The organism is Cryobacterium sandaracinum (assembly GCF_004403415.1).
In the GTDB taxonomy this organism is placed as follows: domain Bacteria; phylum Actinomycetota; class Actinomycetes; order Actinomycetales; family Microbacteriaceae; genus Cryobacterium; species Cryobacterium sandaracinum.
The window spans coordinates 1-24841 of record NZ_SOGO01000043.1; the positions used below are offsets into that span (position 1 = coordinate 1).

General features: G+C 69.0%; 24 protein-coding genes. 4 read left to right on the top strand and 20 right to left on the bottom strand.

Features of this window, described 5'->3' with window-relative positions; translation table 11 throughout:
* Window positions 1–53: 53 nt before the first annotated feature.
* The 7 genes from E3T25_RS16120 to sucC form a co-directional block, all read right to left on the bottom strand.
* The gene (locus E3T25_RS16120; RefSeq protein ID WP_134342990.1) at window positions 54–1139 is read right to left on the bottom strand and encodes a Glu/Leu/Phe/Val dehydrogenase family protein; all 1086 of its coding nucleotides are present in this window, start codon (window positions 1137–1139) and stop codon (window positions 54–56) included.
* A 119-nt stretch (window positions 1140–1258) separates the two neighbouring features.
* Window positions 1259–2455: a mechanosensitive ion channel family protein gene (locus tag E3T25_RS16125; RefSeq protein WP_134375391.1), complete on the bottom strand. Its 1197-nt coding sequence runs from the start codon at window positions 2453–2455 to the stop codon at window positions 1259–1261.
* A gap of 94 nt (window positions 2456–2549) precedes the next feature.
* Complete coding sequence (gene purH, locus E3T25_RS16130; RefSeq protein ID WP_134342988.1) at window positions 2550–4226, bottom strand: bifunctional phosphoribosylaminoimidazolecarboxamide formyltransferase/IMP cyclohydrolase; 1677 nt, start codon at window positions 4224–4226, stop codon at window positions 2550–2552.
* Entirely contained in the window at window positions 4223–4816 is a 594-nt protein-coding gene (gene purN, locus E3T25_RS16135; RefSeq protein WP_134375393.1) for a phosphoribosylglycinamide formyltransferase, read from the bottom strand. The genes purH and purN overlap by 4 nt, the downstream gene beginning before the upstream one ends.
* Window positions 4817–4825: 9 nt before the next feature.
* Window positions 4826–6418, bottom strand: a complete 1593-nt coding sequence (locus E3T25_RS16140; protein ID WP_174843962.1) for a cell division protein PerM — start codon at window positions 6416–6418, stop codon at window positions 4826–4828.
* Between the two features lie 316 nt (window positions 6419–6734).
* Window positions 6735–7622, bottom strand: a complete 888-nt coding sequence (sucD, locus tag E3T25_RS16145; RefSeq protein ID WP_134375395.1) for a succinate--CoA ligase subunit alpha — start codon at window positions 7620–7622, stop codon at window positions 6735–6737.
* 13 nt (window positions 7623–7635) lie between these two features.
* Window positions 7636–8805 (bottom strand): ADP-forming succinate--CoA ligase subunit beta, encoded by a 1170-nt coding sequence (gene sucC / locus E3T25_RS16150; RefSeq protein WP_104101020.1) that lies wholly within the window; start codon window positions 8803–8805, stop codon window positions 7636–7638.
* Window positions 8806–9039: 234 nt separating this feature from the next.
* Between sucC and E3T25_RS16155 the strand changes: the two genes are divergently transcribed.
* Together E3T25_RS16155 and E3T25_RS16160 are read left to right on the top strand one after the other, a co-directional pair.
* Window positions 9040–9750: a VIT1/CCC1 transporter family protein gene (locus E3T25_RS16155; protein ID WP_104100904.1), complete on the top strand. Its 711-nt coding sequence runs from the start codon at window positions 9040–9042 to the stop codon at window positions 9748–9750.
* Window positions 9751–9828: 78 nt separating this feature from the next.
* On the top strand, window positions 9829–10221 hold the full coding sequence (locus E3T25_RS16160) for a DUF3054 domain-containing protein (protein ID WP_134342986.1): 393 nt from the start codon (window positions 9829–9831) through the stop codon (window positions 10219–10221).
* Between the two features lie 316 nt (window positions 10222–10537).
* Here the strand turns inward: E3T25_RS16160 and E3T25_RS16165 are convergent, their stop codons facing one another.
* From E3T25_RS16165 to E3T25_RS16195, 8 genes are all read right to left on the bottom strand, one after another.
* Window positions 10538–10771: a hypothetical protein gene (locus E3T25_RS16165; RefSeq protein ID WP_134375397.1), complete on the bottom strand. Its 234-nt coding sequence runs from the start codon at window positions 10769–10771 to the stop codon at window positions 10538–10540.
* Window positions 10772–10902: 131 nt separating this feature from the next.
* Window positions 10903–11463: an FAD:protein FMN transferase gene (locus tag E3T25_RS17585; protein WP_338145492.1), complete on the bottom strand. Its 561-nt coding sequence runs from the start codon at window positions 11461–11463 to the stop codon at window positions 10903–10905.
* Between the two features lie 9 nt (window positions 11464–11472).
* Window positions 11473–11679 (bottom strand): FAD:protein FMN transferase, encoded by a 207-nt coding sequence (locus E3T25_RS17590; RefSeq protein ID WP_241980922.1) that lies wholly within the window; start codon window positions 11677–11679, stop codon window positions 11473–11475.
* A 37-nt stretch (window positions 11680–11716) separates the two neighbouring features.
* A complete protein-coding gene (locus E3T25_RS16950) occupies window positions 11717–12229 on the bottom strand; it encodes an FMN-binding protein (protein ID WP_166786032.1) in 513 nt (170 codons plus the stop codon).
* Window positions 12226–13641 (bottom strand): ferredoxin reductase family protein, encoded by a 1416-nt coding sequence (locus tag E3T25_RS16180; protein WP_241980923.1) that lies wholly within the window; start codon window positions 13639–13641, stop codon window positions 12226–12228. Before E3T25_RS16180 ends, E3T25_RS16950 begins: the two co-directional genes overlap by 4 nt.
* Window positions 13642–13707: 66 nt before the next feature.
* Window positions 13708–14532, bottom strand: coding sequence for an FUSC family protein (locus E3T25_RS16185; RefSeq protein WP_134375399.1), 825 nt, complete (start codon window positions 14530–14532; stop codon window positions 13708–13710).
* 73 nt (window positions 14533–14605) lie between these two features.
* On the bottom strand, window positions 14606–17062 hold the full coding sequence (locus E3T25_RS16190) for an ATP-dependent helicase (protein ID WP_104100909.1): 2457 nt from the start codon (window positions 17060–17062) through the stop codon (window positions 14606–14608).
* A gap of 59 nt (window positions 17063–17121) precedes the next feature.
* Entirely contained in the window at window positions 17122–18138 is a 1017-nt protein-coding gene (locus E3T25_RS16195; RefSeq protein WP_134375401.1) for a glycerophosphodiester phosphodiesterase family protein, read from the bottom strand.
* A gap of 38 nt (window positions 18139–18176) precedes the next feature.
* Here E3T25_RS16195 and E3T25_RS16200 point away from each other — a divergent pair, with 38 nt between their 5' ends.
* Both E3T25_RS16200 and E3T25_RS16205 read left to right on the top strand, forming a co-directional pair.
* A complete protein-coding gene (locus E3T25_RS16200; protein ID WP_134375403.1) occupies window positions 18177–18713 on the top strand; it encodes a hypothetical protein in 537 nt (178 codons plus the stop codon).
* Between the two features lie 77 nt (window positions 18714–18790).
* Window positions 18791–19597 carry a Bax inhibitor-1/YccA family protein gene (locus E3T25_RS16205; protein WP_104100912.1) on the top strand — a complete coding sequence of 269 codons (807 nt, stop codon included), beginning with the start codon at window positions 18791–18793 and terminating at the stop codon, window positions 19595–19597.
* A 249-nt stretch (window positions 19598–19846) separates the two neighbouring features.
* Here E3T25_RS16205 and guaA read toward each other — a convergent pair whose 3' ends face one another.
* Genes guaA through E3T25_RS16230 form a run of 5 tightly spaced genes read right to left on the bottom strand, consistent with a single transcriptional unit; the run spans window position 19847 to window position 24712 of the window.
* On the bottom strand, window positions 19847–21439 hold the full coding sequence (gene guaA, locus E3T25_RS16210; protein ID WP_233191399.1) for a glutamine-hydrolyzing GMP synthase: 1593 nt from the start codon (window positions 21437–21439) through the stop codon (window positions 19847–19849).
* Complete coding sequence (locus tag E3T25_RS16215; protein ID WP_134342981.1) at window positions 21436–21882, bottom strand: DUF3817 domain-containing protein; 447 nt, start codon at window positions 21880–21882, stop codon at window positions 21436–21438. The genes guaA and E3T25_RS16215 overlap by 4 nt, the downstream gene beginning before the upstream one ends.
* A gap of 9 nt (window positions 21883–21891) precedes the next feature.
* Entirely contained in the window at window positions 21892–22677 is a 786-nt protein-coding gene (locus E3T25_RS16220; protein ID WP_104100914.1) for an SURF1 family protein, read from the bottom strand.
* Entirely contained in the window at window positions 22674–24182 is a 1509-nt protein-coding gene (locus tag E3T25_RS16225; protein WP_134375405.1) for a cation:proton antiporter, read from the bottom strand. The genes E3T25_RS16220 and E3T25_RS16225 overlap by 4 nt, the downstream gene beginning before the upstream one ends.
* 2 nt (window positions 24183–24184) lie before the next feature.
* Window positions 24185–24712 carry a cation:proton antiporter regulatory subunit gene (locus E3T25_RS16230; protein ID WP_104100916.1) on the bottom strand — a complete coding sequence of 176 codons (528 nt, stop codon included), beginning with the start codon at window positions 24710–24712 and terminating at the stop codon, window positions 24185–24187.
* Window positions 24713–24841 lie beyond the last annotated feature (129 nt).

Sequence of the window (24841 nt, forward strand, 5' to 3'; positions counted from 1 at the left end):
GGCGCAGCACGCGCGCAGCGCCGGCGAAGCGACCGGGGAGCCGCCCGGGGCGGCTACCGCGGGCGGGCGGCGTCCAGCCGCGCGGCAGCGAGGCGCTCGGCGGCGGCGAGCGTTGTGATGCCTTGCTCGCGGGCATCCGTGAAGATCTGCGCGACGACATCGCCGATCGCGGCGACCCGCTCGGTCACGACGGCCCGGTCGGCGTTCGGCTCCGAGGCCAGGGCCAGGTAGATGACGCCGCCGGCGTTCACAACGAAGTCGGGTGCCCAGAGGATGCCCCGCGCGTCCAGCTGGGCGGCACCCTCCGGCTGGGCGAGCTGGTTGTTGGCGGCCCCGACCACCCCGAGCACATTGAGTTCACCGATCACCCGGGCGGTGAGCACCCCGCCGAGCCCGCAGGGCACGAACAGGTCGGCCGGCACGTGGTGCACCTCGTCGACGGGGACCCAGGTCGCGCCGAGGCCGGCGGCGACCTGCTGCTTGCCCAGGTTGACGTCGCTGACCGTGAGGCGTGCCCCGGCGGCGGCGAGCTCGCCGGCAAGGCGGCCGCCGACCTGGCCGAGGCCGGAGATGACGATGTGCCGGCCGGAAACCTCGCGGCTGCCGAACAGGGCGTCGAGGGTGGCGAGCACGCTGGCGTAGACGCCGGCCGCGGTCGCGTCGGCCGGTTCGCCCACGCCCCCGCTGGCGGCCGGGAGACCGCAGACGTGGTCGGTGCGTTCCTTCACGATGGCCATCGACTCGGCGTTCGTGCCGACGTCCTCGGCCGTCATGTACGCGCCGTCCAGACTTTCGATGGCGTCGCCGAGGTCGAGCATGACGTCACGCCGCTCCGCCTCGCTCAACTCGGTGCCGAGCGGCACGTGGATCACGGACTTGCCGCCGCCCAGGTTCAGCCCGGCGGCCGCGTTCTTCAGCGTCATGGCCGCGGACAGGCGCAGGGCGTCGGCGACGGCATCCGTCCAGTTCTCGTACTGCCACAGGCGGGCGCCGCCGAGGGCCTGGCCGAGCCGGGTGGAGTGCACGGCCACGGTGATCACGAGGCCCGAACGGATGCCGGTGGTGATCAACACGCGCTCGTGCGTGAATGGGAGGCCGATCAGGGCATCCAGCGAGGTGGTGGGGTGCGTGAGCGTCATGGGGTGGTTCTCCTCGCTGGTCGGCCTTGTGGGCTGGCTGTGCCGCCGCGATCGTGACGCGTCGACTGCACCAGAATAGCCGCGCGACTCCCCGACTGCGCGTCGTGACCGGCGGCGCGTCAGCGCTTCTCGGCCGGACCCTCCTGCACGGGGATGGTCGCGGTGAACTCGGCCGCCCGCGCCTTGGCGTTCTCGTCGCCGGAGAACAGCCCGATGGGCGCGGTGACGGGGTGGGCCGACGGCGCGGCGCGCGCGGGAACCTCCGCACGCGGGGGTTCACGCCGCAGTTCCATCCGTCCCACCGGCAGTGCCTCGGGGTTGTGCGTATTGAGCCAGTCGATCAGGTTCTCGCGCACGAGGCAGCGGAGGTCGAACAGGGTGGGAGCGTCGGCGGCGGAGACCAGCACGCGCACGCGCACGAAGCCGCCCACGGCATCCGTCACCTGGAGTACGACCACGCGGCCGTCCCAGAGCTCGGTCTGCGCGACGATGCGGTCGAGTTCCACGCGCATGCCGGCGGGGTCGACACGCCAGTCGAGGTCGAACTCGACCGCGCCGAGCAACTCGCTGTTGTGCCGGGTCCAGTTCTGGAACGGGTTGGTGGTGAAGTAGGTCGACGGCAGCACCATGCGGCGGTCGTCCCAGATGTGCACGACTACGTAGGTGAGGGTGATCTCCTCGATCTTGCCCCACTCGGTCTCGACGATGACCACGTCGTCGACCCGCAGGGCGTTGTTGAAGGCCAGCTGGATGCCGGCGAACACGTTCGCGAGAGTGGACTGCGCGGCCAGGCCGGCCACGACGCTGAGCAGACCGGCTGAGGCGAACAGGCTCGCGCCCAGGGTCGCGGCGCCGGGGATACTGAGCAGCACTGCCCCGATCGCGCAGATGACGATCACGACGACGCCGATGCGCCGCAGCATCCGCAGCTGGGTACGCACCCTTCTCGCGACGCGGTTGTCGCGCACGTCGATGCGGTAGCGGGCGGCCGCCACCTCCTCGAAGAAGTAGAGCAGCGCGCAGACCAGCCAGGTGGACGCGGCGATGAAGAGGGCCCGGAAGAAGAAGTCGACCAGTCGTTCGATCCCCTCGGAGGTCTGCAGGAACAGCGTGTGAACGGTCCAGATCGCGCCCACCAGCAGCGTCAACCGGAACGGCGTCCTGACCAGGCCGACCAGCGTGCGCGCCCAGGCTTCCTTCCGGCCCACCACCCGGAAGACCAGGGCGACGATCGCCGTGATCGCCACCGCGGCCACGACCGCGACCGCCAGGGCGACGAGGTAGCCGGTCTGGATGAATCCCTCGAGGTCTGGCACGGCGTTCCTTCCTGCCGGGACGGGTCTGGCGAAGCCACGGTTCCTTCAATCGTGCCAGATTCCGTGGCCGCACCGGGGCTGCCCCGATGAACGCCTAGTGGAAGAAGTGGCGCTCCCCGGTGAAGTACATGCTGACGCCGGCATCCGCGGCCGCCTGGATGACCTCGGCGTCGCGCACGGAGCCGCCGGGCTGCACAACAGCGGTGACGCCCGCGTCGAGCAACACCTGCAGGCCGTCCGCGAACGGGAAGAACGCGTCCGAGGCCGCGACCGAGCCGGCCGCCCGGTCGCCGGCCCGCAGCACCGCGAGGTGGCAGGAGTCGACCCGGTTGACCTGGCCCATTCCGACGCCCACGGATGCCCCGCCGCGCGCCAGCAGGATGGCGTTCGACTTCACGGAGCGGCAGGCCTTCCACGCAAACTCGAGGTCCGCCCGGGTGGCCGCGTCGACCTCGTCGCCGGCCGCGAGGGCCCAGGTCGACGAGTCGAGGTCGTCGAACGTGTCGGACTCCTGCACGAGCAGGCCGCCAGAGATCTGGCGCAGTTCGAGCGAGGATCGGTGGTAGTCAACCGGAAGCTCGAGCAGGCGGATGTTCTTCTTGGCGCTGAGCAGCTCGAACGCGGCCGGTTCGAAACCCGGGGCGACGAGCACCTCGGTGAAGATCTGACTGACGGTCTCGGCCATACCGAGGGTGACCGTGCGGTTGGCCGCGATGACGCCGCCGAACGCGGAGATCGGGTCGCAGTCGTGCGCGCGGTGGTGCGCGGAGGCGATCGCGTCGGGCGCCTTGGGGTTGGCGACGGCGATGCCGCAGGGGTTGGCGTGCTTGATGATGGCGACGGCCGGTGCGACGAAGTCGTAGGCGGCGCGCACGGCGGCATCCGCGTCGACGTAATTGTTGTACGACATCTCCTTGCCGTGGCGCTGCACGGCCTGCGCGATGCCCTGTCCGCCCTCGCCGAGGTAGAGGGCCGCGGCCTGGTGCGAGTTCTCGCCATAGCGGAGCACCGCACTGCGGGTGGCCTCGATGACGAGGGTCTCGGGAAACGGCATCTCCTCGGAGAGGGCGTCGCCGATCACGGCGTCGAACTCCTCGAGGATCTCCTCGTCGAGGGCCGCTGCGTCATCCTGCCACTGGTCGTAGACGTTCTCCGTGAACCAGGCGGAGACGCTCAGGTCGTAGCCGGCGGTGTGCTCGAAGGCGAGCGAGGCCAGCTTCTGGCGCAGCGTCAGCGGGGTGCCGCCGGCCTCGACGGCTGCGATGATCTCGTCGTAGTTGTCGGGGTCCACCACGATGGCGACGTTGGCGTGGTTCTTGGCCGCGGCGCGCACGAGGGCCGGGCCGCCGATGTCGATCTGCTCGATCACGTCGGCCGGGACCGCACCCGACAGGGCGGTCTCGACAAACGGGTACAGGTTCACGACGACGAGCTGGAATGCGGCGATGCCGAGGTCGGCGAGCTGCGCCTCGTGCGCCTCGAGGCGCAGGTCGGCGAGGATACCGGCGTGCACTCCCGGGTGCAGGGTCTTGACCCGGCCGTCGAGAGATTCGGGGAAGCCGGTGACGGCGGAGACATCCGTCACGTCGTGGCCGGCGGCGCGGATGAAGGCGGCCGTTGAACCGGTCGATACGATTTCGACGCCGGTCGCCGCGAGAGCTGCGGCCAGTTCGACCAGACCCGTCTTGTCGCTCACCGAGATGAGGGCGCGCTGCACGGGCACGACGTCGCGGTGGCGGTACAGGCTCGGGGCGTTAGTGGGACCGCTCATATGTGGGGATACTCCTTGAGATCGACGTGTCCGTTGGCGATATCGAGCACGGCCTGCACCAGCAGGCGACGCTCGACGATTTTGATGCGGTCGTGCAGGGATGCCTGGGTGTCACCGTGCAGCACCGGCACCCGTTCCTGCGCGATGATCGGTCCGTCGTCGACGCCGGTGTCAACCACGATCAGGCTGGCGCCGCTTTCGGCGACCCCGGCGGCGAGCGCGTCACGCACCCCGTGCGTCCCGGGGAATTCGGGCAGGTAGGCCGGATGCGTGTTGAGCAGGTTCGGGGTCAGCGCCGCCACCACCCGGGGCGGCAGCAGGCGCATGAAGCCGCTGAGCACGATGAGGTCGGCGTCCCACTGCTGGATCTGCGCGAGGAGCTCGTCGCCCCAGGCCTCCCGGGACGGATGCGACGTGTACGGCACCGTGAACGTGGAGATGCCGTATTCCTCGCCGAGCACGAGCCCGTCGGCGTCCCGGTCGGAGCCGATGGCCACCACGCGGGCCGGGTATTCGGCGTCGCGGCAGGCCTCGAGCAGGGAGCGAAGGTTGGATCCCCCGCCGGAGATCAGTACGACCAAGTTCAGCACGGGAGAAGCCTACCGGCGAGGGAGCGCGTCGCGCAGCCGGCCGAGGAGACGACCGACCCCGGTATCCCCACTGCGCGCCGCACGTGAAGCGGTTGCCGGCTTCGTGCCCGGCTTCGTGCCCGGCTTCGTGCCCGGCTTCGTTCCCGGCATTTCGCCCGTCGCACCGCGCCCGGAGCCGTTCGCGCCGACCGTGGGCGCGGGAGTCAGGAGACCGAGGCAGGCCGCGATGCCGACCTCGAGCGCGACCAACGCCCCGACCAGCAGCGGGTTCGGGCCGACCTCGACAAGACGGCCCGGGCCGAGAGCTCCGCCCGACCACCAGGCCAGCAGCCCGAGAAGCACACCGGCGACGAACCCGGTGCCGAGGCCAGTGAGGAGCCGTTCCGAGATGGAAGGAGGGACATCCGCGGTCGCCCGCTGCCTCAGGATGACGGCGGCGAGGAAACCGACCAGCAGCGGCACGAGCAGGCCGACAAACCCGAACGCCAGGCTGCCCTGCGGCAGCACGCCAAGGATCGGCAGGCCCGGTAGGGTGCCGAGCGAGGTGCCGACAGGGGACACGCTGGTGCCCACGCCCACCGCGATGCCGGGTCCGGCAAACCAGGCCGCGGCCCAGATGACCAGGTTCGGGATCAGCGAAAGCTGCAGGAGTGTGAGCGCGATGCCGCCCAGGACGCCGGCCTGCACGGTCTCGTAGAGTCCGATGATGGTGGCGTAGCTGGTTAGAATCAGCACGAAAACGGTGATCCCGGAGACGCAGAGGATACCGGCGGCCGCGGCCGTTCCGCTCCGCAGCGCCGCGGCGGCGCCCGCGCGCACCGCGACCGGGAGCAGGCCGGCTGCGGCACCCGTGCTGCTGGTGTTGCTGCTGGTGCTGGTGCTGGTGTTGCTACTGCTGGTGTTGCTGGTGTTGCTGGTGTTGCTGGTGCCATTGAGGCCGTGGACGCTCTTGCCGGCGCTGCTGCCGGCGCCGGAACCGCTGACGCTGGCGACGTTGCCGGCGCTGTCGGCACTGCTGCCGGTTGCGCCGCGGCCCGCGCCCCGGACGACTCCCGGGAGGCGGCCGGGCAGGCCGGGGATGCTGCCGATCAGGCGGCCCAGCTGACCCTGGCCGGCGCCGATCAGAACGCCGGCGGCGAAGATGAGCGGAGGCAGAACCAGACCCTGTACCGTCTGGGGGCGCACGGCATCCGTGCCGGCCGACAGCACGAGCAGAGCGGTCAGCAGAGCGTAGCCGGCGATGGCGCCCGTCACCCCGACCCAGCGGTAGGGGGTTTCCGCCGCCCGGCGGCCGGTGCGCAAGCCGAAGAGCACGGCCATCAGCGCGAAGCCCAGCAGTGCGATCGTGATCGGGAACGCGGCGTCCGAGCCGGGCAGGTTCAGGGCGGCGACGAGAGTCGGGTCGAGTTGGACGACCAGGTCGACGCCGTTGCCGACGAGCCAGACGTCGACCGCGGCACGCCAGAACACAAGCCAGTTGACGGCCATGTCGAACTGCGTGGCCCACAGAACCGTGAGCGGAACGAGCGCGATGCCGACCCCGATGGCTACGACAATGAGCGCGTCGAGCGCGGCAAGCAGGGCGGTCGTTAAGCGTTTCATCCGATCGGAGCCTACCGTTTCCGCCGCCCCGGCTCCCCTGCCCCCCGCCGCGCGCTGACGAATTCGACGGAGATTTTGCTCGATCCAGGCTGGAACAGATATTTCGGTCCGGTTCTGACCAAAATCTCCGTCGAATTCGTTCGGGCCCCGGGCACGGCAGAGGCAGGGCGGCAGAGGCACGGCAGGCGGCAGGCACAGGCACGGCAGGCGGCAGGCAGAGGCACGGCAGGCAGGCTCGCCGGCCCCGGCCGACAACGCGACAGGGCCCGCCTGGTGAGGCGGGCCCTGTTGTTCGGTGCTTGTGCAGCGATGCCGGTTACAGCGCCGCGAGAACCTCACGCAGCAGGGTGGCGGTCTCGCTCGGCGTCTTGCCGACCTTGACCCCGGCGGCCTCGAGGGCCTCCTTCTTGCCCTGGGCGGTTCCGGCCCCGTTGGAGACGATGGCGCCGGCGTGGCCCATGGTCTTGCCCTCGGGGGCGGTGAAGCCGGCTACGTAGCCGACAACGGGCTTGGTGACGTGGGCCTTGATGTACTCTGCCGCCTTCTCCTCGGCGTCGCCGCCGATCTCTCCGATCATGACGATGGCGAGCGTCTCGGGGTCAGCCTCGAACGCCTCGAGCGCGTCGATGTGCGTTGTGCCGATGATGGGATCGCCGCCGATGCCGATGGCGGTGGAGAAGCCGAGGTCGCGCAGTTCGTACATCATCTGGTAGGTCAGGGTGCCCGACTTGGAGACGAGGCCGACCGGGCCCTTGCCGGTGATGTTCGCCGGCGTGATGCCCACGAGCGCCTCACCGGGGGTAATGATGCCGGGGCAGTTCGGACCGATGATGCGGGTCTTGTTGCCCTTGGCGTTGTTGTAGGCCCAGAACTCGGCCGAGTCCTGCACGGGCACACCCTCGGTGATGATGACGAGCAGCGGGATGCCGGCGTCGATGGCTTCGATGACGGCGTCCTTGGTGAAGGCCGGTGGCACGAATGCGATGGAGACATCCGCGCCCGTCTTTTCGATCGCCTCGGCAACCGTGCCGAACACGGGCAGCTCAACGCTGCCGTGCCCGACGGTGGTGCCGGCCTTGCGAGCATTCACGCCGCCTACGACCTGGGTGCCGGCCCTCAGCATGAGGGCGGTGTGCTTGGTGCCCTCACCGCCGGTGATGCCCTGCACGATGACCCTGGAGTCCTTGTTGAGGAAGATTGACATGTTCGAAAATCCTTTACTTCGCGGCGTGGGCGAGTTCGGCGGCCTTGGCGGCACCCTCGTCCATGGTGGCGGCCAGTGTGACGAGCGGGTGGTTGGCCTCGGTGAGGATGCGACGGCCTTCCTCGACGTTGTTGCCGTCGAGGCGCACAACGAGCGGCTTGTTGGCGGCGCTGCCCAGTTCGGCGAGCGCGCCCACGATGCCCTTGGCCACAGCGTCACAGGCGGTGATGCCGCCGAAGACGTTGACGAACACGGCCTTGACCTGCGGGTCACCGAGGATGACGTCGAGACCGGCGGCCATGACCTCGGCGGATGCTCCGCCCCCGATATCGAGGAAGTTGGCAGGCTTGACGCCGCCGTGGTTTTCGCCGGCGTAGGCGACGACGTCCAGGGTGCTCATCACGAGTCCGGCGCCGTTGCCGATGATGCCCACTTCGCCGTCGAGCTTGACGTAGTTGAGGTCGTTCTCCTTGGCCTTCGCCTCGAGCGGGTCGGCAGCGGCCGCATCCTCGAGGAGGGCGTGCCTCGGGTGGCGGAAGCCGGCGTTTTCGTCGATCGTGACCTTGCCGTCGAGGGCGATGACGTCGCCCTCTTCGGTCAGCACGAGCGGGTTGACCTCGACCAGGGTCGCGTCTTCACCGGTGAATACGTTGTAGAGCTGCACGAAGACGGGTGCGACCTTGTCGACGAGGTCGGCCGGGAACTTCGCGTCGACCGCGATCTGACGGGCCGTGTTCAGGTCGATCCCGGCAATCGGGTCGATGGCCGTGTAGGCGAGCGCTTCGGGCTTCTCGACAGCGAGAACCTCGATCTCCACGCCACCCTCGTAGCTCGCGAGCGAGAGGTAGGAGCGGTTGGTGCGGTCCAGCAGCACGGAGAAGTAGAACTCCTGCGCAATACGGGCTCCGCCGGCCACCATGACCCGGTTGACGGTGTGGCCCTTGATGTCGAGTCCGAGGATGGCGCGCCCGGCGGCTTCAGCGTCGTCGGGGGTCTTCGCCACCTTCACGCCGCCGGCTTTGCCGCGGCCGCCGACCTTGACCTGGGCCTTGACGACAACAACGCCGCCCAACTTCTCGGCCGCGGTGCGCACCTCCTCCGGAGTGTCCGCGATGATGCCCGGCAGAACCGGGACTCCATACTGTTCAAACAGGTCTCGTGCCTGATATTCGTAAAGATCCACGCTGCTCTTCCAATCCGCGTCGTAGCGTTCCTGCAAGGTCTTGAGGGGCAAGGGCACGGATGCCCGCGCCGCAGATAGCTCGACATCAAGACATACGTACCATTTGAAACTCTATCGGTCCCCGCCGACATCGCGAACACGCCGTGCGCCGCACGTCGGTCGCCGTGAAGTTGCCGCCGTGAGGCAAGCCAGTCCTTGCTGGCGCGGCACGCATCCGCCTGCTTGGATTCAGTCATGACTGAACCCGAACACGGCGTCGATCCCCACTCCGCCGACCATGCCTCGCGCCTGAACTGGCTGCGGGCCGGCGTGCTCGGAGCCAACGACGGCATCGTGTCGGTTGCGGCCCTGGTGGTCGGCGTCGCGGCGGCGACCACGGATGCCTCGGCGATCCTGATCGCGGGTGTCGCCGCCCTGCTCGCCGGCGCGATCTCGATGGCCCTGGGCGAGTACGTCTCGGTGAGCAGCCAGCGCGACACCGAGCGCGCCCTGATCGCCAAGGAGACCTGGGAACTCGAGAACATGCCCGAGCAGGAGCTCGCCGAACTGGCCGACCTTTACCAGGCAAAGGGGCTCACCCCCCGGACGTCGAAGCAGGTGGCCCTCGAGCTGACCGCGCACGACGCCCTCGCCGCGCACCTCGAGGTGGAACTCCACATCGGCGCCGACGAGCTGTCGAACCCGTGGCACGCCGCCTACGCCTCCGCCATCGCGTTTACGGTCGGTGCGAGCCTGCCGCTGCTGGCGGTGCTGCTGCCGCCGCCGGAGTGGCGCCTGCCGGCCACTTTCCTCGCCGTCGCGATCGCCCTGGTCATCACCGGCTGGCTGAGCTCCTACCTCGGCGGCAGTCCGAAAACCCGCGCGATCTCCCGGGTGCTCGTTGGCGGCCTGCTCGCGCTCGGAGTCACCTGGGCGATCGGCTCCCTGCTCGGCACCGCGGTCTGATCGGCAACGCGGTCTGATCGGCACCGCGGCCGGATCGGCAACGCGGTCTGACCCTCCGGGCCCCCGTAGGCTGGAAGCATGGCAATCCAGCAGAGCAGTCGGTCCAGTCTCCTCCTCGCGGCGGGACTCGACGCCGCCCTGGTGCTGGTCTTCGTGCTGATCGGCCGGGCCAGCCACCAAGAGGATATTCTCGGCACCCTGATCACCGGGCTGCCCTTCCTTGGCGGTCTCCTCGTGGGCTGGCTCGTCATGCGCGCCTGGCGCAGCCCGCAAAAGATCGTCTGGACAGGCACCGGAATCTGGCTCTTCGCCGTCGGCGTCGGGATGCTGCTGCGCACCGTGAGCGGGCAGGGAACGGAATTCAGCTTCGTCGTCGTGGCGACCGTCGTGCTCGGGGTGTTCCTGCTCGGCTGGCGCGGGCTCGCGGTGCTCCTCCGCCACCGGCAGGCTCGCACCCGCGCCGTCGCGTAGCCGCTCCGTCGCACGTACGCTCGCCGAACGGTGAGCAGAGCTCCTCTCCCCACGGGCCACAGGGTTGAGGAGCCGAACTCACGGCTCGGCGAGTCTCTCGAGTACGCGGCGCTTCAGCGTCTCCGGCCTGAACGAATTCGACGGAGATTTTGCCAGAAACGGCCCTGATTACCCTCGAAAAGCCGTTTTTCAGGAGAATCTCCGTCGAATTGGTTCGCCGCGGGCACGGCGCTCCTCCGGGGGTGAACGGCGCCACGCGGTGCGGTCGGCTCTGATCTTCCGAGAGCGACAGAACCAATCGGTTTGACGAGGCCGGCTACTCCCGGGGTCCGGGCTCGCCGGGCTCCTCGGTTCCCCGGTCGTCGTCCTCGTCGTCAAGCTCAACCGGGCGCTGGTCGGCGTCGATCATCCACACCGCATCTCCGTGCTCGGCGAGCGGCACATCCTTGTCGAGGGTCAGTTCGATGTCATCGATCTCGCGGTCTTCGTCGAGTCCGTCGCTCGTCGCATCCGCTCGCCGCGGCCAGAGTCCCTCCGGGTCGCTCGCCATGATGACACCTCCAGCTTGATGGGAGCCGCCCCGTTTGGGCATTCCCGCGGCGGCAACGCTACGCTCCCGAGCCGCAAGCGACAAGGAAGGGCATCCAGGCAGGGCGACAGGCCCCGCGCCCGCGAGCCCGGTCAGGCCGACGCTGCCCGCAGGCCCGACGCTGCCCGCAGGCCCGACGCTGCCCGCAGGCCTGGCGTGGCCAGCAGCGAACCGTCGCGCAGCACCGCCAGCACATCGATCGGGAAAGCCTCCGTGCTGCGGTCCAGTGCCGCCTGCCCGCCGGCGACGATGGCCGTGGCCAGCACATCCGCGGTCACGATGTCCCGGGCGAAGACGGTGACCTGGCGGTAGGGCGACACCCCGCCGTCGACGGTGGTCCAGATGTGGTCGCCGCGCTCCGCGCTGCCCGAGGTGGCCACGGCCCGCACCGGCAGGGTCAGCGGCACCGTGGCGAGCAGGGTTCCTCGGTCCAGAGGGTCGACGATCCTGGCCGACCAGCCGAGGCCGGGCGCCCGGTCACCGCCGACGAGGATGTCCCCGCCTGCGTTGAGCGACCAGTCCCGGGCTCCGATTCGGTTCAGCAGGTCTCCGGCCTCCGCGATCGCGAGGCTCTTGACGATGCCGGACAGGTCGATGGCGCCGTCGGCGCGGTGCGGGGTGAAGACCCCGTCGGTGCGGCCCCGCCACGCCAGGGCGAGCGCTTAGCAGTTGCGGAGTTCGGGCCCGGCCTGGGTGAGCCGCAGCTCGCCGCGGTTGACGCGGCTGAGCTCCGACCCCTCCCGGTGGAGGCTGAAGCGTTCGTTCCAGCCTCGGAACACCTCCACGACCGCGTTCCGGGCAGCAGCCAGGCGGGCGTCGTCGTGCGGGGCGGCGCCGTCACCGAGACGGATGCTGATGACGGTCCCCATGCTCAGAGCCGTGATCGCCGTGTGACCGGCCACCGCGCTAGAACTGTGCGGCATCGAGGGCTGCCTGGAGCGAACGGAGGTACCCCTGGGTCGTGTACGTCGCGCCGCTGACGTTCGCCACGTTGGCGGACTGCGCGGCGAGCACCTCTTCCCGCAGGATCGGGGCCGCCCGGTTGCTGATCTGGACCGACTTCCGGTCGTCATTGGTCAGCTGCAGCGGGGTGACCATGGTGATCGTGCCGTTGTCGATGGTCACCGACACCTGCATCGGGCCGAACCGGGTCTGCACGGCTGAGCCCTCGAACGTGCCGGTGACGCTGGTGGGCGCGAGCGCCTCGTCGACAGGTGCCGACGCGTCGATCGTGGTCGTCGCACCGCCCGTGCCACCGCCCGTCGAGGACACGCCCGTCGTTTCGTTGGACGGCGGCCTCGTCAGGGTCGTCGTCAGCGTGGCCTGCAGGGATTGCACGGCGGGGGCTCCGACGAGCCAACCCACCGACAGAACGGAAACGGAAGCCAGGGCGGCCGCAGCCGCTGCTCGAATTCTCACCAGTCAAACCTTTCGAAATGAATCTGTCGCGGGGGAAGGCCGGCCGAGCGGGCATCCCGCACGACCTCATCAGTCCACCGCCGTGGACCACAGACATACACGTCCGCGTCACGCAGCCGCGGCACCAGGGTCAGCAGGTTCACCGGGCCCGCCACCGCGTCGGCGGGCAGCCAACTCTCCACACCCGGCAGCCGCTTCCCCACGATGACGCGAAACTCCGCACCCCGCGCCCGGCACAACTCGGCGAGTTCGTCGGCCAGGTAGCTGTCTGCGAACGTGTGGGAGCGCAGGATGACCGTGGCCTGCCCGGGCAGGAAACTCGCCGTCTCCAACAGGGAGCGGATCGGGGCGACGCCGATACCGGCGGCCACGAGCACGATCCGCGGTGACGTTCTGGCCCGGTCGGTGAACAGTCCGTATGGGCCTTCGACGCTCACCCGGGTGCCCCGGCGCAGGCCGCCGAGCGCGGCAGAGGCGTCGCCAAGGGAGCGCACCGTGATGCGCAGGGAGTTGCCGGTGGGCGCGGCCGAGAGGGAGAACGGATGCGCCTGCCACCAGAGCCCGGGAGTCCAGAACCGCCAGATGAAGAACTGCCCGGCGTCGGCCTGAAGCCGGGCCAGGCGGTGGCCGGACACACGGATCGAGACGACGCCGTCGGCGACCCGGTCGACGCCCTCCACCCGCAGCCGGGCCCTCAGCGAGCGGACGACCGGCAGGATGACCCGGAAGACGAGGATCGAGCCGGCCACCCCCACGTACAGGGCCAGCCAGTAAAACCACTGCGGCGAGCCGGCGACCAGGAGGGCCCCGACGGTGAGCTGGTGCGGCAGCGACGCCAGCACGGCCACGTAGGAGAGCAGGTGCACGATGTGCCACACCTCGTACGGCAGGCGGTGCCGAACGATCACGATCGAGCTGACGACCACCAGCACCAGGAGTCCGAGGCCGATGACGGCCAGGAGCATGTCCGGCAGCACGGTCAGCATGCGCCACACCTCGGCGACGACGCTGATCTCGCCGGCCAGCGCGTAGCCCACGATCAAAAGCCCGGCGTGCGCGAGGATCAGGGAGAGCGCCGGCTTACCGAGCGACTGGTGCAGGGCCATCGCACCGTCGTGGCCGAAGGCCCGGTCGATGGCGGGCAACCGTGCGGCCAACAGCATCATGATCAGGAGCAGGTCTGTGCCGATCAGTCCGGCCAGCACGCCAAGGGAGGTGAGCACGTCTGCGGGGGTGGCGAAGCGGGCAGCGCCGCCATCGGCCAGGAACAGGGCGATGACGAGGGCGACGGAGACGGTACAGAGAACCTGCAGGGTGTCAGCCAGCCGCATCCGTTGCCGGTATTCGGGGCGCACGCGCGGCGCGGGAGCAGTGCGCCGACGCGGCGGGGTGGTGCGGGTGTCGATGCTCATGCGAAGAGCCTCGCGAGCGTACCAATCGACGGGCTATCGAAAAGCTGGGAGCAACCTGTGCAGTTCCTAAGCGTTCAGGGGTGGACGCTTTCCACCGAGCCGACGCGAATGCTGCCGGGCGGGGCCGCGCGCCGCGAGCACGATCAGCACCGCGACCACGCCGCCGAGCGCGGTTTCCACCACCCGGTCGACCAGCAGCGTCGGCACGGCGACCGGGTCGGCCAGGTGAGCCACGGTCAGCGCCAATGGCGTGACGAACAGCAGGGCGGCGCCGTAGTGCCTGCCGATCAGGATTTCCGCGCCGAACTGGCCGATCGCGATCACCGCGATCAGCACCCAGACGGATGGCCCGGGCAGCAGCACGAGGGCGGTCACCGCCACTCCGAGCGCGGTACCGATGATGCGGTGCACCGCCCGGGAGATGGAGTGCGCGGCACGGGGCGGCGGGAGCACGGCGACCACGCTCACCACTGCCCGGTAGGGGTGCCCGATGCTCACGAAGAGGGCGAGCCCGCCGGCCAGCAGCACGCCGACCTGGTGCTGCAGGATGGTGAGCCACGCCTGGACGTCGCGGAACGCGGCCGGTCGCAGCAGCGGCGTGCGCGGCAGCTCCTTGAACAGGTCGCCGGAGCGGTCTCCGACCAGGCGCCGAAACGCCCAGCCGGACATGGTGAGCAGCCAGGCCAGCGCGGCGCTCGTCACTGCCACCAACAGGCGCGGCAGCATCTCGTCGACCGGCGCGGGCACCTGCGCACAGACCAGGTAGGCGAAGACGAAGAAGATCGGCGTGCCGGGGAACAAGCCATACGTCGATGCCAGCAGGATCCCCGCCGTGATCACGAGCAGGAGCCCGAGCACCAGGGCCGGCAGGGTTGCCTCGGCCACGCTCATCACGAGCCCAGCGGCGACGCTGACCAGCAGGAAGGCCGCGGCGCGCCGGGACCCGCGGCACGCGGCTCCGCCACTAGAGCTTCTCGATCGGCGCGATCTTGATCAGAAGCTTCTTTGCGCCCGCCGTGTCGAACTGGACGTGCGCGATGCGCTTGGTGCCGTCACCGGTGACCTGGTTGACGCGGCCGTCGCCGAAATCGACGTGACGGATGCGGTCGCCCTGCATCAGGGTGAGGTCACCGTTGTCGCGCACCTGGCTCGGCACCCGGCTGGCCCATTCGGTCTTCTTCTTCGGCGCGGGCGGCAGCGCCTGCGGGTCACCGCGCCCCGCGAACCCGCCGCCGAAGCCGTCGCGTCTCGCGTTCAGCGCCCGGGGCTGGGTGCCGCCGCGGGAGTTCGCCATGCCCGGGGACTGCTTCCAGTCGATCAGGTCGACGGGGATCTCCTGCAGGTAGCGGCTGGGCATGGCCACGTTGATGTCGCCGAACTGGGCCCGGGTCATCGCCAGGGAGAGGTAGAGCCTCTGGCGGGCTCGGGTGATGCCCACGTAGAACAGGCGCCGCTCCTCGGCGGGCCCGCCGGGCTCGTTGGCCGACATCTGGTGCGGCAGCAGGCCCTCCTCCACGCCGGTCAGGAACACGGCCTCGTATTCGAGTCCCTTCGCCGTGTGCAGGGTCATCAGGGACACCGTTCCGGAGGCGTCGTCGAGGTCGTCGGCGGCGGCGACCAGGGACACCTGGGTGAGGAAGTCGACCAGCCCCGAGTCGGGGTTCTCCTTGTTGAAGTCCTTGGTCTGGGCGACGAGTTCCTCGATGTTCTCGGCGCGCGCCTCGTCTTGCGGGTCGCGGCTGCCTCGCAGCAGGCTGAGCAGTCCGCTGCCATCGAGCAGGAACGTAAGCAGCTCGGACACGTTCGCCGTGCCGGCCGGGTTCTCCGGGTCGAGCTTCAGCGCCGCCTCGTCGAGCAAGGTTGCCAGCTTCAGGATGGCCCCGGTCACCTTGGGGCCGAGGCCCAGCGATGCGCAGTCGCGCATCGACTGCCGGAAGCTGATCTGGTTCGCCTCCGCGAAGCTCGCCAGCGCCGTCTCGGTGGCCGGGCCGATTCCGCGCTTGGGGGTGTTCAGGATGCGACGCAGCGCCAGTTCGTCGTTCGGGTTCGCGACGGCGATCAGGTATGCCAGCGCATCCTTGATCTCAGCCCGCTCGTAGAACTTGGTGCCGCCGACGACCCGGTAGGGCACCGCGGAGCGCACCAGGATTTCTTCAAGCGCACGGGTCTGCGCGTTGGTGCGGTAGAACACGGCCATGTCGCGGTAGGCCATGCCGGCGCGGTGCAGCACCTCGATCTCGTCCGAGACGAACTGGGCCTCGTCGTGACCGGAATAGGCCGTGTAGCCCACGATCTTCTCGCCGTCGCCGCCCGCGCTCCACAGTTTCTTGTCTGTGCGGTCGAAGTTGTGGCCGATCACCGCGTTGGCGGCCGAGAGGATGTTCTGGGTCGAGCGGTAGTTCTGCTCGAGCAGGATCACCCTGGTGCCCGGAAAGTCGCGCTCGAACTCGCTGATGTTGCGGGTGTCCGCGCCTCGGAAGGCGTAGATCGACTGGTCGGAGTCGCCGACCACGGTGAGCGAGGCTCCCGGGATGCCGCCGGAGGCGTCGCGCAGGTTGCGCACGTGCACACCGGTCGCCTCCATCTCCTCGGCCAGGTCGGGCTCGACGGGACGGGTCAGCTCGCGCACCAGCGAGTACTGCGCGTGGTTGGTGTCCTGGTATTCGTCGACCAGGATGTGGCGGAACCGGCGCCGATAGAGGGCCGCGACCTTCGGGAACGCGCGGAACAGGTAGACCGTCTCGCCGATCAGGTCGTCGAAGTCGAGGGCGTTGGCCGCGCGCAGCCGATGGGTGTACTGCCGGAAGATCTCGACGAACATGACCTCCTGCGGGTCGCTCATGTTCGCGTTGCGGGCGTAGGAGTCGGCGTCCGCGAGCTCGTTCTTGAGCTTGGAGATCTTCGCTGACGCATTACCGGGCGTGAAGCCGAGCGTATCGGCGTCGAGGGCCTTGATGATGCGCTTGAGCGTGACCTTGGTGTCGGCCGAGTCGTAGATGCTGAACGTGGCGGAGAGGCCCGCGCTTTCCGCTTCGCGGCGCAGGATGCGCACGCAGGAGGAATGGAAGGTGCTGATCCACATGCCGTCGGCCCCCTGGCCGAGGATCGCCCGCACCCGCTCCCGCATCTCCGCCGCGGCCTTGTTGGTGAAGGTGATGGCGAGGATCTGGCTCGGCCAGGCCTCGCGGCTCTCCAGCAGACTGGCGATGCGGCGGGTGAGCACACTGGTCTTCCCGGATCCGGCGCCCGCGATGATCAGCAGCGCCGGTCCGCGGTACAGCACGGCCTCGCGTTGCTGGGGGTTGAGCCCTTCGAGCAGTGGACTCTCTCGGTCGCGCGGAGCCGCTCCGTCCAGGATGATGGGCACCGCGGAGGGGACCTGGCGGGCGGGCGTGTGGTCCGGGTCGAAGAGGGTCGTCATATCGCTCCCAATTCTAGGTGCTGCGTCTGACACCGCCCCGGTGCGGGGCAGCGCCCCGGTCAGTCCTCCGCGGCCAGCTCGTCCCGCACGAGCACCGCCAGGTCGGGGTGGTCGGCGAAGACCCCGTCGATCCCGGTGCCGAGGATGGTGCGGAACTCGGCCTGCCAGTTTCCGAAGTCGGCCCGCAGCCGCCCACGGCGGAACGTCTTCGCAAGGTACCGGTTCTCCGGGCGCAGCGTCCAGCAGTAGATCTCCAGGTCCGCGGCGTGCGCGGCGTCGACCAGGTCGGAGGCGCCGGAGACGTGACCATCGGCATCCGTGGCCAGGATGAGCGATTTGGGCACGCTGATCCCGTCGACCGTGCCGCTCAGCCCGTAGAGCCCGGTGTCGGAGAGGTAGTCGGCGTAGTGGGGCGCTTTCGGCCCGAGCAGCGCGACCTCGTCGGCGGGTTTGCCGCGCGCCTCGAGCAGGAAGACACGCTTGCCGTAGATGCCGCGCGCGTAGACCTTGTCGAGGAGGCTGCGCTCGAAGCTCTCGATGGTGAGGCGGCCGTCGCCGGCGTTCCAACCGGCGTCGTTGACCTCGGCGGCGAACAGCTCGTCGAGCGGAAGCCCGATCGACTCGAAGTAGGTGGCGTGCTTGAGCTCGGCGACGACGCCGATGGGCCGGCGCACCCGTCCGGACAGCCGGTCCATCAGCTTGAACACGTCCCGCAGGCGCAGCAGGGGGAACCGGTCGTCGAAGGTGGCGCTTGCCTTCCGCACCTCGGGCAGGCGCTCCCGGGCGCGCAGGGTGCGCAGCTCGGCCCAGGTGAAGTCCTCGGTGAACCAGCCGGTGAGCCGGATGCCGTCGATCACCTTGGTCGCCCGGCGGCCGGCGAACTCGGGGTGCGCTGCGACATTCGTCGTCGCCCCGATCTCGTTCTCGTGGCGCACCACAAGTACACCGTCGCGGGTGGCGACGATGTCAGGCTCGACCGCGTCCGCGCCGAGAGCGACGGCCAGTTCGTAGGCGGAACGGGTGTGCTCTGGTCGGTAACCGCTCGCCCCGCGGTGACCGATCACAATCGGCTGCATTTGCCAACCCTACGCGTGCAACTGCCAGAATCGAGGCGATGACACCCTGGACCGTTCCACCGACCCGCCTGCACCGGTGGGGCAGCTACCGCGCCCGCTACGTGACCGGACTGACGCTGGTCGTGCTCGGGGTGCTGGCCACGAACTTCACCAGTACCTACAGCCTGTTCTTCCTGGCCATCGGCCCGCCCCTGCACGTGCTGGGCTGGCTGATTCTGCCGGGGGCCCTGTGGCGGCGGCTCACGGTTCTGGTTCCGGCCCTGCTGTGCAGCATCCTGCTGCTGGGCGGAGCCGATTTCAACGGTGTCTTCGCCGTGCTTCTGGCCTGCTGGCTGCTCGTGCGGCACCGCCCGTGGTTGAGCTACCTGGCCCTGATCCCGTCGATCACGATGAGTTTCCTGCTCAAGGACGCGCTGAACAATTACGACCAGAACTGGGTCGGTTATCTAATCGGTTTCATCACCACGGCGGCCGCCTCCTGGCTCGCCTGGTGGCTGGCCGGCTGGTCGGCGGGGCGCCGCCCCCGGTCACCGCGAGTCGCAAACCTGAATACGGCGGATCCCCAGCAGATCTGAATAGAATCTAGGAACAGTCCAGCACTTACCGGTGTTGGCTCCGCTACCTACCCACTTGATTGTGAGCTTCGGCAACCATGGCATCTTCCAACCCCGCATTCTCCCGAAACGCCGCGTTCGGCGCTCCTGGCGCCACTGCAGGTGGCAAGGTGCTCTCCGACAGCGACCTGCAGGGCATGTTCAACGCTCCCTCCGCCGGTTCACAGGACACCGACCGGATGAGCTACGACGACACCATCCGCAAGACGGTGCTCAGCTTCGCCTTGCTGCTGGTGACCGCAGCCATCGGCTGGCTGGTCACCCCGGTGACGATGCTGCCGCTCATCGTCGGCGCGATCGCGGGTCTGGTCCTCGGACTGGTCAACGCGTTCAAAAAAGAGCCGTCGCCGCCCCTGATCCTCGCGTACGCCGCGGCCCAGGGCCTCTTCGTCGGTGGCATCTCGATCGTCTTCGAGCAGATCTACCCGGGTGTCGTCACCCAGGCCGTGCTCGCCACGCTCGTCGTCGTCGGCGTCACGCTGGCCCTCTTCGCCAGCGGCAAGATCCGCGCCTCCAAGAAGGCCACCAAGGTCTTCATGATCGCCATGATCGGCTACGGCGTGTTCTCGCTGATCAACTTCGGCATGATGGTCTTCGGCGCGACCGACAACGCGTTCGGTCTTCGCAGCGCCGAGATCTTCGGCATCCCGATCGGCCTCCTGATCGGCGTCCTCGCCGTGATCATGGCCGCGTACTCGCTGGTGCTCGACTTCGACTTCATCCAGCGCGGCGTCAACAACCGCATCCCCCGCAAGTACGGCTGGACCGGCGCCTTCGGCATCATGCTCACCGTCGTCTGGCTCTACGTCGAGATGCTCCGCATCTTCGCCATCGCCCGCGAGTAGTACCCACCCCGCCGCACGACCGCACGCAGAAAGGGCCGCCCCATCGGGGCGGCCCTTTCGTCGTCCTCACCCCCAAAGTTGCTTGTCCCTCAGCGATCGCGAGGCGGGGAGAGGGCGTGTCGCGGGGTGTCGAGTTATGGGCGGCGGATGCCGGCCCCGGAGCGAAGCGGAGGGTCCGGCATCCGCCGCCCATTGTTTGAGCTGAGGAGCGACACGCTCACTCCCCGCGTTACAACCGGGAGCATTCCCCTACTCCCATTCGATGGTCCCCGGCGGCTTGGACGTGACGTCGAGCACGACGCGGTTCACCCCGTCCACCTCGTTCGTGATCCGGTTCGAGATCCGCGCCAGCAGGTCGTACGGCAGGCGGGTCCAGTCGGCCGTCATGGCGTCTTCCGACGACACCGGGCGCAACACGATCGGGTGCCCGTAGGTGCGGCCGTCACCCTGCACGCCCACGGACCGCACGTCGGCGAGCAGCACCACCGGGCACTGCCAGATCTCACGGTCGAGGCCCGCGGCGCTCAGCTCGGCGCGCACAATCGCATCCGCGTGGCGAAGCAGGTCGAGCCGGTCCTGGGTGATCGAGCCCACGATGCGGATGCCGAGTCCGGGTCCGGGGAACGGCTGGCGCTGCACGATCTCGGCCGGCAGTCCCAGCTCGGCGCCGATCGCGCGCACTTCGTCTTTGAACAGGGTGCGCAGCGGTTCGATCAATTCGAACTGCAGGTCTTCCGGCAGGCCCCCGACGTTGTGGTGGCTCTTGATGTTGGCGGTGCCGCTGCCGCCGCCGGACTCGACGACGTCCGGGTACAGGGTGCCCTGCACGAGGAAGCGGATCGGGTCTTCATTCGTTGCCGCCGCTTCCTTGATCAATTCGGCCTGAGCCTGCTCGAAGGTGCGGATGAACTCACGACCGATGATCTTGCGCTTGGTCTCCGGGTCGCTGACGCCCTCCAGCGCGGTCAGGAACCGCTCACGCACATCGACGGTGACCAGACGCACGCCGGTGGCCTTGACGAAGTCTTCCTCGACCTGACGGCGCTCGTCCTGGCGGAGCAGGCCGTGGTCGACGAACACGCAGACGAGCTGGTCGCCGATGGCCTTGTGCACGAGGGCAGCGGCCACGGCGGAATCGACTCCGCCGGAGAGCCCGCAGATGACCTTGCCGGTGCCGACCTGGGCCTGGATGCGGGCCACCTGTTCGGCGATGACGTTGCCGCTGTTCCAGTCGGCGGGGATGCCGGCGGCGCGGTGCAGGAAGTTCTCGAGCACGTTCTGGCCGAATTCGGAGTGCTTGACCTCGGGGTGCCACTGCACGCCGTAGAGCCGGCGCGTATCGTTCGCGAAGGCGGCGACCGGGGTGGAACTCGTGGACGCGAGCACCGAGAAGCCGGCGGGGGCTTTCGACACGGAGTCACCGTGGCTCATCCACGCCGTCTGCTCGGCCGGCTGCCCGGCCAGCAACGCGTTGCCGCTGTCGGTGACTCTGACCGGGGTCGCGCCGTACTCGCTCCGGCCAGTGCGGGCCACCTCGCCGCCAAGGGTCGTGGCCATCACCTGAAAGCCGTAGCAGATGCCCAGGATCGGGATGCCCAGGTCGAAGATGTCCGGGTCGAAGGTGGGGGCACCCTCGGCGTAGACGCTGGACGGCCCGCCGCTGAGCACGATGCCGAGCGGGTTCTTCTCCGCGACCTCGGCCGCGGTGATCGAGTGGGCCACGATCTCGGAGTAGACGGATGCCTCGCGCACCCGGCGCGCGATCAGCTGCGCGTACTGGGCACCGAAGTCGACCACCAGAACGGGGCGGGCACCGGTCGAGGCGCTCACAGCGGCGCTCACGAGCGGGCCTCGGCCCCAGCGGCAGCGGCAGACGAGTCGGCGTGCGTCGCCAGGAAGGCGTTGACCTCGCGCGCGACGCGCACCTCGAGGAAGAAGGACAGGGTAGGAATGATGCCTCCGAGTGCGATCAGCAGAAACTTGGGGAATGACCAGCGCATCAGGCTCCAGAGCTGGAAGTCACTGAACAGGTAGAGCACGTACAGCCAGCCGTGCACGATCAGGATGCCGGTGCTCAGGTTGAATGCGGTCACCGAGTCCCGGGCGACGAGGGCGATGATCCCGTTCGGGCCGCCGACTTCGATTTCGAGCTGCAGCACGAACTTCAGGAAGACCTCGACGCAGAGCAGCAGCAGGAAGACACCGGTGATGACCGAGGAAACCTTGTAGAGCCGGAGCGCACCGGGGATTTTGGGGATGTCGGCAGGCTTGGGGTCAAGTGGCATGGGCCAATTCTAGACGGCCTCCGTCGCGTCGATGGCGGCCTGCTCCTGCTGACGCTCCCAGTCGTCCCGAACCAGGCGGTACCAGAGGAACACCGCGAAGCCGGCGAAGACTGCCCACTCGAGGGCGTAGAAGATGTTCAGCCAGTTGACCGATGCGTCGTTGCCGGGCACGGGCGAGTCGATCACGGTGAGGTTCGCGGCAGCATCCGTGTCGACGATGTAGCCGGCGTAGACGGACTGGTCGGTGAAGTCCGCCCACCGGTTGATCAGCGCGGCGGTGGAGACCGTGGTCTGGGTGCGCGGGTCGCTGTCCTCGTCCGGCACGACGGGAGCCTCGGAGGGAACGAAGCGGCCCGTCACGGTCTGCTGCTGCGCGGCGGCCTGCGCCGAGAGCGCCTCGATCGCCGACCTGGCCTCCTCCTCGGTGGCGGCCCAGCCGCGAGCCACGGCGATGGTGGAGACGGGCACGGATGCCGTTTCCACCGTCGACAAGCGGCTCACTACCCAGAAACCGCTGTCGCCCCCGTTGAGGCGTTCGCTGATCAGCACGTCGTCCCCCGGCACGAAGGAGCCGTCCACGGTGACCAGCTGGCCGGTCGCTGACTCGCGCGGCGGCCCGTCCGGCGACACCGCCTCGTGGAGCGGCTGCACGGTCTCGGTGCTGCGCTCCACGACTTCGCCGGACGCGATGGCGCGTTCGAGCTGCCACCGGCCGAGCAGGGCGAAGGCCGCGGCGATCGCGAGCGCCAGCAGCAGCGCGATCAGCCAGCGCGGCCGGAGCATGGTTGTGATCATGAGTAGTCCCCTGAAGCGGTGTCACGCGCCGGCTTGTCGACCGGGCCGGTTTCGGCCGGGCGCCGGCCGGAGATGAAGTCGAGCATGGAGTCCGGGGCCGCGGACGCCGGTCCGTCGGCCGCGGCGGCATCTGCCTCCGAGTCGGCGGTCGCGTCGGCAGGTGCCATGGCCGACCCCGCGCCGGGTGCCGCGGCGGTCGGGCGCTGGCGGTGGTCGGCGAGGAGACGGTCGGCGGCGCGTTGGGCATCCGTGCCGGTGTCGGCGGCGGTGGCCGCCTCGACCAGGGCGATTTCCTCCGCCAGCATCACGTCGTGGGCGCGTTTCCGCGCCGGGACGGCTTTCCGGCGTCGCCGCAGGGCCGCGCCGATCTTCTCGGAGTTCGCCGCGAAGAGCGGCCCCAGGATCGCCATCGTAAGCACGTAGAGGCCGGCGAAGGGCTGCAGCCGCTGATCGAGACCAGCGGTCACCGACAGGGTTGCCAGGATCAGCGTGAACTCGCCGCGGTTGACGAAGATGGCCGCGGTGTTGAGTCCCTCCCGCGGGCCCATGCCGTGCAGTTTCGCCATCAGCATTCCGGAGATCAGGCTGAGCACGAAGGTCATGCCGACGGCCGCGAACACGATGGTGATCACCGATCCGAATTCGGCCACGTTCAGCGCGAGGCCGAAGTTGAGGAAGAAGAAAGCCCCGAACACGTCGCGCAGGGGTACGGCGACGCGCTCGATCCGGCCGCGGTACGTGCTCGCGCCGAGCACCACCCCGATCAGGAAGGCCCCGATCGCATCCGTCACGCCGATGATCTCACCGATCCCGGCAAAGAGCACGGCGAGCCCGAAGAAGAGGATGGTGAACAGTTCGTCGTCCTTGGTGCGCATCAGCCGGGAGACGGCTTTAGCGCCCCAGCGGGCCACCGAGAACATCACGACGAGAAAGAGGAAGGCGATGCTCAGTTGCAGCACGATCGGCCAGGCCTCGGTCTTGCCGCTGAGCACGACGGAGACGATCGCCAGGTAGACCGCGATGAAGATGTCGCCGACGACGGTCACGCCGAGGATCATCGGAGTTTCCTTGTTGGCAAGCCGGCGCAGTTCGATCAGGAGCTTGGTGATGATGGCGCTCGAGGAGGTGCCGGTCATTCCGGCGATCACAAGGGCCTCCCGGCTGCCCCAGCCGACCATCAGGCCGAACGCGAAGCCGACTCCCATGTTGATCAGAACGTAGGAGCCGCCGGAAATCAGGAGTTTTCCGGCGTCGCCGAAGAACGCCTCCTGGTCGAATTCGAGGCCGAGGCTGAACAGGAGCAGGATCAGCCCGAAAATGGCGATCAGTTCGATGTCCGCCGACTGGAAGTCCAGCGGGAACCAGCCGGTGTTCGGGCTGGCCAGGAGCCCGACAATCATGTAGATGGGGATGGACGGCAGCCCGATCAGCTTTCCGGCACGACCGAGGAGATAGGCAACGACGAGCAGGATGCCAAGAGTGATGAGGTCTTCGCCGAGTTGCATGTTTAGCCCCCGGGCGGCGCGTCGACGGACTTGGCCTTAACCTCGCCGGTGCGAAAGAAGGCGAAGGCCTTCGCGACCTTCTCGGGCGAGCCGGCGACGACGAGCGTGTCGCCGGGGAAGACACGGAAGTCGTGGGCGGGCGCCGGGTTCGCGGACTCCCCGCGGACGACGGCCACGACCGTCAGACCGGCTATGCCGCGGTCGGCGGGGTTGCCGAGCGCCTGGCCGGCGATGTGGTCTTCGTAGTCGACGGTGAACCAGTCGATGCTGAGGCCGGGGATCTGGTCGAGCGCGGTGAGCGACTCGGTGATCTGGGTGCCGCCGAGGAGCTCGGCGAGTGTGTGCGCTTCGTCTTCGTTCAGCCGCAGGGACACCTTGGCGGCGTCGGGGCCGCCCTCGTCGTCCGCGAAGGTGATGAGGTCGCTGTGCCCCGAGCGGTGGGCGATGACGCCCACTTTGCCGCCGTCATCCGTGATGAAGGTGTGCAGCACTCCCACCCCGGGAAGTTTGACCCGCCGAACGTCAACCATGGTGCAACTCCTGAGGTTTGTGGGCAGTCAGCCCAGTCTACCGGAGCGAGTTTGCGTGCCTCCCGCCCGCTGTCGCGCCGCCAGCCCCGCGGCCCCGCAGCCCCGCAGCCCGCCGCCCGCCGCCGCGCC